This is a genomic window from Nonomuraea sp. NPDC003707, from assembly GCF_053587055.1.
In genome coordinates this window covers 1-13,666 of sequence record NZ_JBSFNK010000004.1, presented here as the reverse complement: position 1 = coordinate 13,666, position 13,666 = coordinate 1, and the positions used below count along the sequence as shown (strand labels likewise).

The following is a 13,666-nucleotide window of genomic DNA, read 5'->3' as shown; positions in this document are numbered from 1 at the left end:
GACTACTCTCAAGGCGGAGGTAACAGGATAGATATGACCAGATCGACCCGTGCGCGGATCATCGATGAGGCCCTGCGGCTGTTCGCGGAGCGGGGCTACTCGGCCACCTCCGTGGCGGAGATCGAGGCCGCCTCAGGGCTCTCGCCCGGAGCCGGCGGGCTCTACCGGCACTTCAAGTCCAAGTACGAAGTGCTCGCCGCGGCGATCAACGAGCACGCCACCCGCACCAGGAGCCAGGTGGCGGAGAGCCTGGCCGAGCTGAGCAGCATGGAGGCGTCGGCGGCGCTCGAAGATCGCCTGTCCCACCTGTGCCGCGCCGGGCTGGCCAAGGTCCGCGAGGAGTCCGAGCTGACGCGGGTGTTCTTCCGCGACCTGAGCCAGTTCCCCGAGCTGGTCGCCGTGGTCAGGGAAGGGCTGCTGCAGCCCATGTTCGACGCGATCGTCACCTGGTTCAGGGCGCAGCCCGAGTACAAGGACGTCGAGGTCGACTGGGCCGGCATCTCCGTGGTGCTGGGCGGCTCCGTGGTGCACTACCGGCTGTTCCAGGAGACGGTGGGCGAGCTGCCGGGCTACGCGGACAAGGACCAGTTCGTCGCCGGGTGGGTGCGCCTGGCGGTCGGCCTGCTGCCCAGCCCCGCGCCGGTCAGCTGACGTCGAGCAGCCGGTAGGTCAGCCACACCACGCCCAGCCCCGTACCGATCATGAACATGGTGCCGCTGACGCTGTAGAACTGCGCGAAGAACGCCTGTAACCCCGGCTCGCTCCCCACCCGCAGGCCACCGACGAGCACGCCGCCCGCCGAGTAGCCGAGCAGCGGCGCCCCGATCCCGAGCAGCTTGTCGCGCAGGCTCCAGCTCTCGCTGAACAGCACGAGCACCGCCCCGACCGCCCACACCAGCACGGGGATCTCGAAGATCGCCACCGGCGGCAGGTCGAACGGCAGCAGCAGCGCGGCCACCACGAGGACGACCATCGCGGCGGCGTCGCGCGGATGCTCCTTGACCAGGGTCCTGGCGTCCCTGCCGCCGGTCGCCATGGGGTTCGCGCTGGACATGGCCATCCTGCGCAGCCCGGCGAACGGCAGGCCCCGGCCCCTACCGAGGCTCTCCCTGGCGATCCTCCGGTACGTCTGGACGCCAGGGGGCGCGTCGGCGTCGTCCACGATCGTGGGGAAGCGCCGCGTGGAGCTCTCGTCCCCGGACGGCTGACCCTCCTCGGCGGAGCCCATGGGGGTGCGCATGGTGGGGGCGCCCGCCTCGGCGAGCCGGCGGGCCTCGCGCTCCACCAGCGCCACCGGGTCACCGAACCTGGCCAGCACCTTCGACACCTCGCGCGCGTTCTGGCTGCCGTGCCGCTCCTCCTCGATCCTGGCGCGCAATCGCTTGGCGAAGTCGAGCCGCTGGTCGGCCCTGAGCACGCCGTGGGCGGCATCGGCCGCCTTGGAGACGTAGTTCAGGACGAGCTGGTCCGCGCGCTCTATCACGTCAAGCAATGCTGCCCCAATCAGGTGGGACATACCATGGCAACGATGGAGTTCACGGAGTGGATCAGGGGGCGCACCGACGAACAGCTGCGGGCGCTCGTCTCCGCGCGGCCCGAGCTGATCACTCCGGTGCCCGCGCATCTGGAAGGCCTGGCGTCGCGGGCGGGCAGCCCGTCGGCGATCGCCAGGGTGCTCGACCGGCTCGACCGTTTCACGCTGGCCGTCGTCGAGACGCTGGCCGTACGGGACGGGCCGATGCCCAAGGAGCGGCTGCGCGAGCTCGTGGCCGCGGCCCTGGCGGACGATGACGCGGAGAGCGGCGCGCGCGACGCCGAGCCCGCGCTGTCGGCCGCGCTGGACCGGCTGTTCGAGCTGGCGCTGGTCTTCGGGCCCGACGACGCGCTCGACCTGGGGCCCGGCGTGCGCAAGGTGCTCGAGGACCCGGCCGGGCTCGGGCCGAAGGCGGTTGACGCGTTCCGGCATCACGCGCCCGAGCAGCTCGACGAGATGGCCGACGAGGTCGCGCCGGGCACCGAGGGCTCGGGCAAGGAACGGCTGGCGGCTGTGCTGGCGGAGCCCGCCGCCCTGGTCGGGTCCGTCTCGCCCGAGGCCAGGGGCGCGCTCGACCAGCTCGCCTGGGGGCCGCCGACCGGGCGCGTGCCCAACGCCAGGCGCGAGGTGAGCGTGGCCTCCGCCCGTTCGCCCATCGAGGAGTTGCTGGCCAGAGGGCTGCTGGCGGCCACCGGCGAGGAGAGCGTGACCCTCCCCCGCGAGGTCGGCCTCTACCTGCGTGGCGGCCGGGTGCACCGCGGCCTGCTGGCCCTCCCGCCGCCGCTCGAAGGGACGGCGCGCGACCGGAAGCTGGCCGATCGTACGGCGGCCGGGCAGGCGTTCGCGTTCGTCAGGTCGGTCGAGGAGCTGTGCGAGCGCTGGAGCGTCGAGCCACCCGGCGTGCTGCGTACCGGCGGCCTGGGCGTGCGCGACCTCAAGCGCGCGACGAGCGAGCTGGACCTGCCCGAATGGGCGGCGGCGCTGGTCATCGAGGTGGCGCACGCGGCCGGGCTGATCGCTGCGGGCGGCGGCGTGGACGGCGAGTGGCTGCCGACCTCCGGCTACGACCTCTGGCGGGTCAGGGCGACCGCCGACCGGTGGGTCACCCTCGCGCTCACCTGGCTGCACATGGACCGCGTACCCGGCCTGGTCGGCGACCGGGACGATCGGGACAGGCCGCTCAACGCCCTGCACACCGATCTGCGCCGCTCCTCCGCGCCCGGGGTCAGGGCGGCCACGCTGGGCGTGCTCGCCGCCGCGCCCGGCCTCGCGCCTTCGCGCGACTCGGTCCTCGAACGCCTGGCTTGGGAGCAGCCGCGCCGCCGGGGGCCGCTGCGCGAGCAGCTCACCGAGTTCGCGCTGCGGGAGGCCGAGCAGGTCGGCGTGACGGGGCTGGGCGCGCTGTCGGCGCACGGGCGGGCGCTGCTCGAAGGCGGCGAGCCCGCGGAGGTGCTCGCGCCACTGCTGCCCGAGCCCGTCGATCACGTGCTGCTCCAGGCCGACCTCACCGCCGTCGCGCCGGGGCCGCTGACGAGCGAGCTCAACCGCTGGATGACGCTCACCGCCGACGTGGAGTCGAAGGGCGGGGCCACCGTCTACCGGTTCAGCGAGAGCTCGATCCGGCGGGCGCTCGACGCGGGGCACGGGGGCGAGGAGCTGGTGTCGATGTTGACCCGCCACTCGGCCACGCCGGTGCCGCAGGCGCTGTCGTACCTGGTGACCGACGTGGCCAGGCGCCACGGGCGGATCCGGGTGGGCACGGCCAGCGCGTACATCCGCTGCGACGACCCGGCGCTGCTCGACCAGATCACCGCCGACCGGCGCTCCACCGCGCTGCGGCTGCGCAGGCTGGCCCCCACCGTGATCGCCTCCCGCTCGTCCAGGGCGGCGCTGGTCGACTCGCTGCGCGCGATGGGGTACGCGCCCGTCGCCGAGTCGCTCGACGGCGACGTGATCATCTCGCAGCTCGACAGCCGCCGTACCGAGGGGCTGGCCCCGGTCCGCGCCGTGGCGTCGCCCAACGGCCTGGACCCGGAGGTGGCGACGGCGGCCGTGCGCGCGCTGCGGGCCGGTGACGCGGCGCACCTGGCGCGGCGCGAGCCCGTGGACGCGCCGGGCGGGCAGGTGCCGCGCGGGCCCGCGACGGCCACGATCTCGGCCCTGCAGGAGGCGATCAAGCAGGGGGTACGCGTGTGGATCGGGTACCTCGACTCGCAGGGGAACGCGACCTCGCGCATCCTGGAGCCGGCTCGGATGGAGGGCGGCTACCTGACCGCCTACGACGAGACCCGGGCCGCCGTCCACCGCTTCGCCCTCCACCGCATCACCGGCGTCGCCGGCCTCTGACCCCGGCCTCCGCCGCACCGAGGTCCTGGCGCGCGGGGGTCCCGGCGCGGGGGTCCCGGCGCGTTGAGGTCTCGATGCGCGGGGTTCCGGCGCGCGGGGGCTCGCCGGGGTCCCGCGGCCCCGGCGAGCGTCATCGGGGTGGGGTCAGGCGTCCGTGGCGAGGGGCGCGGACAGCGCGGTGACCGTCCGGGCCCGGGCGTCGTGGCACCGGCCCGCGTGCTCGGCCAGCAGCGCCGACGCCCGCCCCGCCACACCCGCCGAAGGCCCGCCGCCGGATTCCAGCCGTCGCAACCGCCGCACCGCGTCGGCCGGATACCGCACGGACAGCCCGCCGCCCAGCGCCACGGCCGCCGCCGCGGCGCGCGGGTCCAGGGGATCGGCCGTCCAGGCGAGCGCGATCCTGAGCGCCTCGGTGGCGAGCGTGTCGTCGGCGCACATGTACGACAGCGCGTCCCCCGCCGCCAGCCGCTCCGCGTTCCCGCCCCGCGCCCACACGTCCAGGAACTCCAGCTGGGCGTCCTTCAGCGAGTACGCCGCCAGCAACGCCACCCCCTCGGCGGCCCGCGTCCGGACGTCGGCCCCTTCCCAGGCCAGCGACCGCACCCATTCGCGCAGCGGCTGCCACAGCCAGAACCCGTACCGTCCGACCAGCTCCGCGAGCACCTGCCCGCGGTGGTGCGGCACCCGGAAGACGACGCGGCCCTCCTCATGGGCGACCAGCGGATGGGACACGCGCGGCACCCGCCGTTCCTGCGCCTGGCAGATCCTCTCAAGCCTGGCGAACTGCCGCTCGAACACCGGCCCGCCCACCCCATGCAGGAACGCGAGCGCGGCCACCTCCCGCACCTCGTGCAGCAGCGGCTTGGTGTCGAACCAGGCCGCCACGTCCTCCCCCGAGGGCTCGTCGTCCCCCACCAGCCGTCCGGCCAGGCGCACGACCTCGGCCGGCGTCGGCAGTGTCAGCGCCAGGTCCCGGGCCCGGGTGAGCTCCTCGGGGCTGTGGCCCGCGCGCAGTCCGTACGCCCTGAGGCACAGGTCGAACAGCTCCCCCGGCTCCGGCACGCCCCACGGCTGCTCCACCTCGGCCGCCTGGGAGGGGACGCCGTTCCTGGTGATGACCAGGTACGAGCCCAGCTCGGCCAGCTTGCGCGCCAGGTTGAGCAGCTCGATCCTGTCGGTGCTCTCGGCGATCCAGTCGTGCAGCAGGTACGCCCGCCCCGGCTCGTACTCGGTCCTGGACAGCAGGTCGGCGGCGCTGCCGGCGGGCGACAGCACGGTGATCGTGCTCTCGGCCAGGGACATCCGGGAGAGCAGGGCGATGGCGCCCAGTCGTTTGCCCGTCTCCTCCTCGCCCACGAGGACGAGCAGGTGGCGGACGCTGAGCCGGCGTACGGCCTCGGGGAAGCAGCCGGGCTCCAGGTAGGAGCGCAGGAGCGCGTCGGCGTCCCGTCGCTTCAGGTCCCTGGTGACCGGCGCGGCGAGCGGCCGCAGGTGCTCGTACACCGTTAAGAAGCTCTGGCCGAGCGTTATGTCATCGAGGTCGATCTCGCCCGATTCAGGCGTTTCGGTCACGAATTCACCTCAGGGTTGACTGGAAAGTTTTCTACAGAAAATAACTACGCCTAACAAGTTTCTTCTTTTACTACGAAGAGCTCGCAGAGCGTCACCAAAGCCACCCTGACCTGGCCTTTCGCGTGACGTTCGCGTTCGGGGCCGCTTGACACGGACATGTCGATCATGACTTCCCTTGCCTCGGCAGGCCCCATGGCCCCTAGATCTTCCACCATTACACGATCTAGGCCAACAAGAAAACACGAACAACCATAGAGGGAGATATATTGTCATTTACCGGTCAACTGGGCCCCGCCCACCATGACTAGTCAAGGGTTGACGGCGTGACCACGATCGCATCAGGTTGGGCATGTGACCGAGCAAACGCTGGGCCAGTTGGCCGAGGAGTCCTGGGGCCGCTTCGACGATCACGACGCGACGTTCTACGAGGGCGTCTGGCACCGCAGCCACGCGCTCGCCGAGCGGGCGCGGCGGATGTGCGGCGGGTTCGCCGAGGGCGGGATCAGGCCCGGCGACCGGGTGGTCGTGATGATGGCGAACTCCCCCGAGGTGCCGCTGATCTACCAGGCGCTGTGGGCGGCGGGCGCGGTGGTCACTCCGGCGGTGTTCCTGGTGGGCGCCGACGAGCTACGGCACATCCTGCTCGACAGCGGCGCGTCCGCGATCGTCACCTCGCCCGAACTGGTGGAGACCGTACGGGCCACCGCCGTCGATATCCCGATTTTTGTGGACACGGCCGAGCTGGAACGGGCACCCGAACGCGGCCCGGTGACCAGGGACCCCGGCGATCTGGCCGCTCTGATGTACACCGGCGGCACCACCGGCCGGGCCAAGGGCGTCATGCTGAGCCACGGTGGCCTCTGGCGGGTGGCCAAGGACGTCTGGGACATGTCCCACCAAGAAGGGAAAAATCGTGCTTTGGTGCCCGTGCCGCTCTCGCACGCGTACGGGCTGATCATCTCGGTCGCCTCGATGCACGCGACAGAGCCGCAGCAGGCGGTGCTGATGCGCTGGTTCGAGCCGAAGACGTTCCTCGCGCTGGCCGCCGAGCAGCACGTCCAGTACGGCACCGTCGTACCCTCCATGATCCAGCTGCTCCTCGCCGAGCCGCTGGAGTCGCACCCGCTGCCCGACCTGTCCTTCCTCACCTGCGGCGCGGCACCGCTCGGCAGGGACGTGCTGGAGGAGTTCGAGCGCAGGGTGCCGGGCGTGCAGATCCTCGAGGGGTACGGCCTGACCGAGACCAGCGCGGTCACCACGTTCAACCCGCCGGGCAGGCGCAGGGCCGGCAGCGTCGGCCTCCCGCTGCCCGGCTACACGATCGCCATCCGCGATGGCGAGGGCGAGGAGCTGGAGACCGGGGACGTCGGCGAGATCTGCGTCTCGGGCGAGGCGCTGATGCTCGGCTACTGGGGCGAGCACGAGCCCGACCCCGAGGGCACCGCGCTGATCGGAAGGGAGCTGCGCACCGGCGACATCGGCTGCGTGGACGACGACGGCTACCTCTATGTCGTGGACAGGAAGAAGGACCTGATCATCCGGGGCGGCTTCAACGTGTTCCCCCGCGACGTCGAGGACGCCCTCAACCGCCACCCCGACGTGGTGGTCTCGGGCGTCGTGGGCCGCCCGGAGCCGCGGATCGGCGAGGAGGTCGTGGCGTTCGTCCAGCTCAGGCAGGACGCGACGGTGACGGCCGAGGAGCTGATCGAGTGGGCCCGCGAGCGCGTGGGGCGGGTGAAGTATCCGCGCGAGGTGAGGTTCGTGGATTCGGTGCCGGTGACGAGCGTGCTCAAGCTCGATCGCAAGGCGCTTCGGGCCCGCCTCGACTGACCGCCTTCGGCCCGGCGATCCATGGTGGGATCTCACAGCGCGGTCAAGCGCGCCTCCTTTCCGTGATAAGTGTTGACGTGTCTGGAGGTGAAGATGAGCCAGGAAGATCCGTCGGGCTACCCGTACCAGCCTTATGGCGCCCCCTACGGCGAGCAGCCGCCGCCGTACGGCTACGGTTATCCCCCGCCGCGGCGCGACGACGGGCCCAGCGCCAACGCGATCGTCTCCCTCGTGCTCAACCTCCTCGCGCTCGTCGGTTGCTGCAACTTCCTCGGCCTGCCCGGCGCGATCCTGGCCGGCCTGGCACTCAGCAAGGGCCGCACGGAGCCGCAGGCCGCCCGCACGATGGTGATCTGGAGCTGGATCATGTTCGGGCTCGGCTTCGTGCTCAGCGCCGGCATCCTCCTTTTCCTGGGCCTGTCCGGCTATCTCGACGACTGACGGCCGCGGCTCTTGGCCCGTCCGAGGACTAATCCGGGCGCGCGGGTTGTTGGAGTCTCGGAGCGGGAGAGCCAGGATCGGGAGACGATGGTCCTGTTGCGCGAGGCCCCGTACGGAACCCCACGGAGAAAAGCCAGTGAGCGATGGACCGCTGATCGTCCAGTCGGACAAGACACTGCTGCTCGAGGTCGACCACGAACGAGCGAACGACTGCCGTAAGGCGATCGCGCCGTTCGCCGAGCTCGAGCGAGCTCCCGAACACGTGCACACCTACCGCGTCACCCCCCTGGCCCTGTGGAACGCCCGCGCCGCCGGACACGACGCCGAGCAGGTCATCGACGGGCTGATCGGTTTCAGCCGCTACCCCGTGCCGCACGCCCTGCTCGTGGACATCGCCGAGACCATGGCCAGGTACGGCCGGCTGCGGCTGGAGAAGGACCCGGTCAACGGCCTGATCCTGACCTCCACCGACCGGGCGGTGCTGGAGGAGGTGCTGCGCTCCAAGAAGATCCAGCCGATGCTGGGCGAGCGGCTCGGCGCCGACTCGGTCATCGTCCACCCGAGCGACCGCGGCAACGTCAAGCAGGCCCTGCTCAAGCTGGGCTGGCCGGCGGAAGACCTGGCCGGCTACGTGGACGGCGAGCACCACCCGATCGAGCTGCTGCAGGAGGGCTGGGCGCTGCGGCCGTACCAGCAGGAGGCGGCGGACGCGTTCTGGCACGGCGGCTCCGGCGTGGTCGTGCTGCCGTGTGGCGCGGGCAAGACCATCGTCGGCGCGGCCGCCATGGCCCACGCGCAGGCCACCACGCTCATCCTCGTCACGAACACGGTCTCGGCCCACCAGTGGAAGACCGAGCTGATCAAGCGCACGTCGCTGACCGAGGACGAGATCGGCGAATACTCCGGCTCGAAGAAGGAGATCCGCCCCGTCACCATCGCCACGTACCAGGTGATGACCACCAGGCGGAAGGGCGTCTACTCGCACCTGGAGCTGTTCGACGCCCGCGACTGGGGCCTGGTCGTCTACGACGAGGTGCACCTGCTGCCCGCGCCGATCTTCCGGATGACCGCCGACCTGCAGGCCCGCCGGCGTGTGGGGCTGACCGCGACGCTGGTGCGCGAGGACGGGCGCGAGGGCGACGTGTTCTCGCTGATCGGTCCCAAGCGGTACGACGCGCCCTGGAAGGAGATGGAGAACCAGGGCTGGATCGCGCCCGCCGACTGCGTGGAGGTGCGCGTCACGTTGACGGACGAGGAGCGGCTGGCGTACGCGATGGCCGAGTCCGAGGAGCGCTACCGCTTCTGCGCCACCACGCCGTCCAAGACCCACGTCACCGAGGCGCTGGTCCGCCGCCACCTGGGCGAGCAGGTGCTGGTCATCGGCCAGTACATCGACCAGCTCGACGAGCTCGGCGAGCACCTCAACGCGCCGGTCATCAAGGGCGAGACCAGGGTCAAGGAGCGGGAGCGGCTCTACCAGGCCTTCCGCGACAAGGAGATCCAGGTGCTGGTGGTGTCGAAGGTGGCGAACTTCTCCATCGACCTGCCGGAGGCCGCGATCGCGATCCAGGTGTCGGGCACGTTCGGCTCACGCCAGGAGGAGGCCCAGCGGCTCGGCCGGGTGCTGCGGCCCAAGGCCGACGGCGGGGGCGCCCGGTTCTACACGGTGGTCAGCAGGGACACGGTGGACCAGGAGTTCGCCGCGCACCGGCAGCGGTTCCTGGCCGAGCAGGGGTACGCGTACCAGATCATCGACGCCGACGACGTGCACGGCGAGGTGTGACGCCCGGCCGCTCGTCACGAGCGGCCAGGCATGTTCAGCGTGCTGTCACGTCCACGAAACTCCGCGGGCCGAAGACAATCGAACCACCCCCCTCACCTGCGTACTATCACGCCGCCTCCGACATACCCCCATGATCCGACAAACGCACCTGATATGCCCGAATTTTTCGGTATTTCCCGATTGTTACCGATGAGAAGCTTCGAGCCGGCGGGGGCGCGCTACCGCGCCATCAGGCCGCCGAGGAACAGCACGCCCTCCGCGACGACCCAGGCGCCCACTCCCGCGCCCATGACCCGCCCGAACGTGCGCGGGTCCTGCCTGGACCACGGGATGAGCCAGGCGGCCGCCGTGCAGCAGGCGGCGAGCGCGGCGAACAGCCCCGATACCGTGGAGACCGTACCAAGACGTTGGGAGCAGGTCGAAGCGGACTCGCCGCCTTGGCAGAACGCCTCCGACCCCCAGCCCGCGAAGACGGACAACGCCCAGAGGGCGGCGAGCAGGAAGCTGGCGATCGTGGGAATGATCGGCGAAAAACGCAGCTGAATCCGCGCCATCACCTGTCCCTACCCCTCCCCGCAGACCGCTACTCGCCCCCGCCGGTTGCCGACCTGGGCCGGGCGAGCGGACGCGACGCCCATCGGCCCCGCCCCTCACCCTCATGACCGCTCGCCCGACCCGCCACCGTGCCTGCCCTCCGAGGAGCCCTGCCGACGACGCCGGTTGGGCGCCGAGGCTGAGAGCAGCGGCGGGCGAACGGCGAGGACGGCGGGTGGCGCGGCGCGTGGGTGGCCGGAGGGGTAAATGCTTTGGAGGCCGCCCCGCGTCGCCATTAGACTGGCCGATTCGCTGCCTTACCACCTTCGTTTCCGACCCAGGGAGGCGCTTTCGCATGCCCGGACACCAATTGGCCCCCGACATACCCTCCGACGTACTGGCCTCCGAGCAGGCTCACCTGGCCGAGTCCAGGGCCGCGCTCAAGGCGATGCGCGCCCACGCCCAGTCGCTGTCCGCGGACGCGGCGGGTGACTGGGTGTCGCAGCAGATCCTCCAGTCCCTCCTCGACCAGCGCGTCGCCGCGCTGGCCGACCACCCCGACACCCCGCTGTTCTTCGGCCGCCTCGACCGGCAGCCGGGTGACGACCTCCCCGGCACGATCTACGTCGGCCGCCGCCACGTGCACGACGGCGGCAGCAAGCCCCTGGTCATCGACTGGCGCGCGCCGGTGTCCCAGGCGTTCTACCAGGCCAGCCCCGCCGACCCCATGGGAGTCGTACGGAGGCGCCGCTTCGGGTACCACGGCGGCGCGCTGACCGCGTTCGAGGACGAGCCGCTGGGCGAGGGCGGCGAGATCGGCCCGTCGCAGATCCTCACCGACGAGATCGAGCGCCCGCGCACCGGCCCGATGCGTGACATCGTCGCCACCATCCAGCCGGACCAGGACGAGATCGTCCGATCCACCCTGGCCCAGACGGTGTGCGTCCAGGGTGCCCCCGGCACCGGGAAGACCGCCGTGGGCCTGCACCGGGCCGCGTATCTCCTGTACACCCACCGCGAGCGGCTCGCCAGGGCCGGCGTGATGATCGTCGGCCCGAACCGCGCCTTCCTGTCGTACATCTCCTCGGTGCTCCCCGCGCTCGGCGAGGTCAAGGTCGACCAGACCACGGTGGGCGGGCTGCTCGGCGAGTACACAGCCGAAGAGGACCCGATGGTGGCGGCGCTGAAGGGCGACGCCAGGATGGCGGCGGTGCTCGAACGCGCGCTCTGGCTGCACATCGTCAAGCCCGAGGACGGCGTGGTCTTCTCCAAGGGCGCCTACCGCTACCGGGTGGCGGACTACGAGGTACGCGAGATCGTGGCCTCCTTGCGCGGCACCACGCGATACAACCCCGGCCGGGCGGCACTCGCGCAGCGGCTGGCCCACATGGTGCTCGTACGAATGGAGCAGCGCGGCGAATCGCCCGACGACCGGGTGCAGGACGCCGTGGCCAGATCGAAACCGGTGAAACAGCTCGTCGATACGGTCTGGCCCAAACTAACGCCGGAGCAAGTCCTTTATCGCCTCCTCTCCGATCCAGAATTCCTGACAAAGGCCGCTAAATCCGATTTGTCGCCGGATGAGCAGGAAATGCTTAGATGGCGGAAACCGTACCGGAGCTGGAAGTCCGCGAAATGGTCCGCCGCGGACGCCGCGCTCCTGGACGAGCTGCGCGACTTCATGGAGCGCACCCCGTCCCTGGGCCACCTCGTGGTGGACGAGGCCCAGGACCTCTCCGAGATGCAGCTGAGAGCGCTCGGCCGCCGCTGCCGCAACGGCTCGGCCACCGTCCTCGGCGACCTGGCCCAGGGCACGACCCCGTGGTCGACCAGCTCATGGGAGTCGGTGCTCCAGCACCTGGGCCAGCGCGAAGGCGAGGTGACGGAGCTGACGCTCGGCTTCCGCGTGCCGCGGGAGGTCCTCGACTACGCCGCCCGGCTGCTGCCCTCCATCGCCCCCGACCTGGCCGCGCCGCGGTCGCTGCGCCCCGGCCTCGGCTCGCTCGCGGTACGCCCCGGAGGCTCGATCGCGGAGGCAGCCGCGGAGGTCCTCACCAGGGAGGGCTCCATCGGCGTCATCACCCCGGACACCCTGGTCGCCGACGTCTCCCGCGCGCTGACCGGCCTCTCCCACGCCGTGCTCGGCCCCGACTCGGACGAGGAGCACCGCCTCCTGATCGTGCCCGCGACCCTGGCCAAGGGTCTGGAGTACGACCACGTCATCGTCGTGGAGCCCGCGGACATCGTCGCGGCCGAACCCAGGGGCCTGGCCAGGCTGTACGTGGTGCTGACCCGTGCGGTGACCTCCCTGACGGTCCTGCACGACAAGCCGCTGCCGGCCGAGCTGACGGGCTGATCGTCGGCGGGCACGGCCGCTTCTAGGATGGCTGAGCAAGGAGCTCTCAACCTAGGAGGATGCCGTGCCAGCACCGCTTCCACATGAACACCTGCCGTCGGTTCCCGCGCTCGTGGTCGAGAGCGACGACATCCAGGACGGCGAGCGGCTGAACGACCTCCACGTCTTCAACGACTGGGGCATGAAGGGCGGTAACCAGTCGCCTCACCTCCGCTGGTCCGGCGCGCCCGCCGAGACCCGCGGCTACGCCGTCACCTGCTATGACCCCGACGCCCCCACGGGCAGCGGCTTCTGGCACTGGGTGCTGTTCGACCTCCCGGCCTCGGTGACGGAGCTTCCGGCGGGCGCGGGCACCGGCCCGGAGTTCAAGGGCCTGCCCGCGGAAGCGGTCCACGCCCGCAACGACTACGGCACCAAGGAGTACGGCGGCGCGGCCCCGCCCCCCGGCACCCCGCACCGCTACGTCTTCACGGTGCACGCCCTCGGGGTCGACAAGCTGGGCGTGGACAGCGACGCCAGCCCGGCGGTGGTGGGCTTCAACATCACCGCCAACACCCTGGCCCGCGGCCACGTCGTCCCGACCTACAGCACCTGACCGCGCCCACGGCCGCACCGCCCTCCCGAGGGCGGTGCGGCAGGCGCGAAAAGGGGAGCCGCTCCACCCGTAACGGGCGGGCCGGAAAAAGGAAGACGCCCCACCACGAAGGGCGGGGCGTCCGAGAGACCGAGAGCGCGGCAGGCGTCAGGCGAACACTGCGCAAGAGGCCCCGAGCTGCGGCAGCAGCTCCTCGACGAGCGGGACTCCCAGCTTGGACTCGCCGGCCAGCGTCCCCGTGGTCAGGCAGAGCGGCGCCTGCACCACTTTCATGAGCTGACCGGTGATGACCGGGGTGCTGGACGCATGGGCAGGGATGGCGACGGCGGCCGCGGCGGCCGCGCTCAGAATGGCGATGCCGAAAATACGCTTGCTGCGGGAAAGCATCCTCTACTCCTTCGTTGAGGTGTGTGATCACCACCTTTCCTCACTCGGAGTAGCGGATCAATTATGAAACGTAATGGCTGATAAACGAAAACAAGAGCGACCCGGAAAACCGGGCCGCTCTTGTTGTGAACAGCGAAGAAAAGACCTAGAAGTCCATGTCGCCGCCGCCCGGCATGGCCGGAGCAGCAGCGTTCTTCTCGGGCTTCTCGGCGATGACGGCCTCGGTGGTGAGGAAGAGCGCCGCGATGGAAGCGGCGTTCTGCAGCGCCGAGCGCGTCACCTTGGCCG

General features: G+C 71.1%; 11 protein-coding genes. 7 read left to right on the top strand and 4 right to left on the bottom strand.

What is annotated here, in order from left to right:
• Window positions 1-33: 33 nt before the first annotated feature.
• A complete protein-coding gene (locus ACWDRB_RS10845; RefSeq protein ID WP_350738510.1) occupies window positions 34-651 on the top strand; it encodes a TetR/AcrR family transcriptional regulator in 618 nt (205 codons plus the stop codon).
• Here the strand turns inward: ACWDRB_RS10845 and ACWDRB_RS10840 are convergent.
• On the bottom strand, window positions 644-1,483 hold the full coding sequence (locus ACWDRB_RS10840; protein ID WP_449892872.1) for a hypothetical protein: 840 nt from the start codon (window positions 1,481-1,483) through the stop codon (window positions 644-646). The genes ACWDRB_RS10845 and ACWDRB_RS10840 overlap by 8 nt on opposite strands.
• Before the next feature lie 45 nt (window positions 1,484-1,528).
• On the opposite strand from ACWDRB_RS10840, the gene ACWDRB_RS10835 reads away from it, so the two are divergent.
• On the top strand, window positions 1,529-3,880 hold the full coding sequence (locus ACWDRB_RS10835; protein WP_449892871.1) for a helicase-associated domain-containing protein: 2,352 nt from the start codon (window positions 1,529-1,531) through the stop codon (window positions 3,878-3,880).
• 144 nt (window positions 3,881-4,024) lie between these two features.
• Here ACWDRB_RS10835 and ACWDRB_RS10830 read toward each other — a convergent pair whose 3' ends face one another.
• Window positions 4,025-5,452: a hypothetical protein gene (locus ACWDRB_RS10830; protein ID WP_449892870.1), complete on the bottom strand. Its 1,428-nt coding sequence runs from the start codon at window positions 5,450-5,452 to the stop codon at window positions 4,025-4,027.
• A 351-nt stretch (window positions 5,453-5,803) separates the two neighbouring features.
• On the opposite strand from ACWDRB_RS10830, the gene ACWDRB_RS10825 reads away from it, so the two are divergent.
• From ACWDRB_RS10825 to ACWDRB_RS10815, 3 genes are all read left to right on the top strand, one after another.
• The gene (locus ACWDRB_RS10825; RefSeq protein WP_449892869.1) at window positions 5,804-7,282 is read left to right on the top strand and encodes an AMP-binding protein; all 1,479 of its coding nucleotides are present in this window, start codon (window positions 5,804-5,806) and stop codon (window positions 7,280-7,282) included.
• A gap of 93 nt (window positions 7,283-7,375) precedes the next feature.
• Window positions 7,376-7,723: a hypothetical protein gene (locus ACWDRB_RS10820; protein WP_449892868.1), complete on the top strand. Its 348-nt coding sequence runs from the start codon at window positions 7,376-7,378 to the stop codon at window positions 7,721-7,723.
• Between the two features lie 136 nt (window positions 7,724-7,859).
• Complete coding sequence (locus tag ACWDRB_RS10815; protein WP_449892867.1) at window positions 7,860-9,506, top strand: DNA repair helicase XPB; 1,647 nt, start codon at window positions 7,860-7,862, stop codon at window positions 9,504-9,506.
• Between the two features lie 218 nt (window positions 9,507-9,724).
• Here the strand turns inward: ACWDRB_RS10815 and ACWDRB_RS10810 are convergent, their stop codons facing one another.
• The gene (locus ACWDRB_RS10810; protein ID WP_350738530.1) at window positions 9,725-10,060 is read right to left on the bottom strand and encodes a hypothetical protein; all 336 of its coding nucleotides are present in this window, start codon (window positions 10,058-10,060) and stop codon (window positions 9,725-9,727) included.
• A 335-nt stretch (window positions 10,061-10,395) separates the two neighbouring features.
• On the opposite strand from ACWDRB_RS10810, the gene ACWDRB_RS10805 reads away from it, so the two are divergent.
• Window positions 10,396-12,396, top strand: coding sequence for a HelD family protein (locus ACWDRB_RS10805; protein ID WP_449892866.1), 2,001 nt, complete (start codon window positions 10,396-10,398; stop codon window positions 12,394-12,396).
• A 64-nt stretch (window positions 12,397-12,460) separates the two neighbouring features.
• The gene (locus tag ACWDRB_RS10800) at window positions 12,461-12,991 is read left to right on the top strand and encodes a YbhB/YbcL family Raf kinase inhibitor-like protein (protein ID WP_449892865.1); all 531 of its coding nucleotides are present in this window, start codon (window positions 12,461-12,463) and stop codon (window positions 12,989-12,991) included.
• Between the two features lie 147 nt (window positions 12,992-13,138).
• Here the strand turns inward: ACWDRB_RS10800 and ACWDRB_RS10795 are convergent, their stop codons facing one another.
• Window positions 13,139-13,378: a hypothetical protein gene (locus ACWDRB_RS10795; RefSeq protein WP_350738540.1), complete on the bottom strand. Its 240-nt coding sequence runs from the start codon at window positions 13,376-13,378 to the stop codon at window positions 13,139-13,141.
• Window positions 13,379-13,666 lie beyond the last annotated feature (288 nt).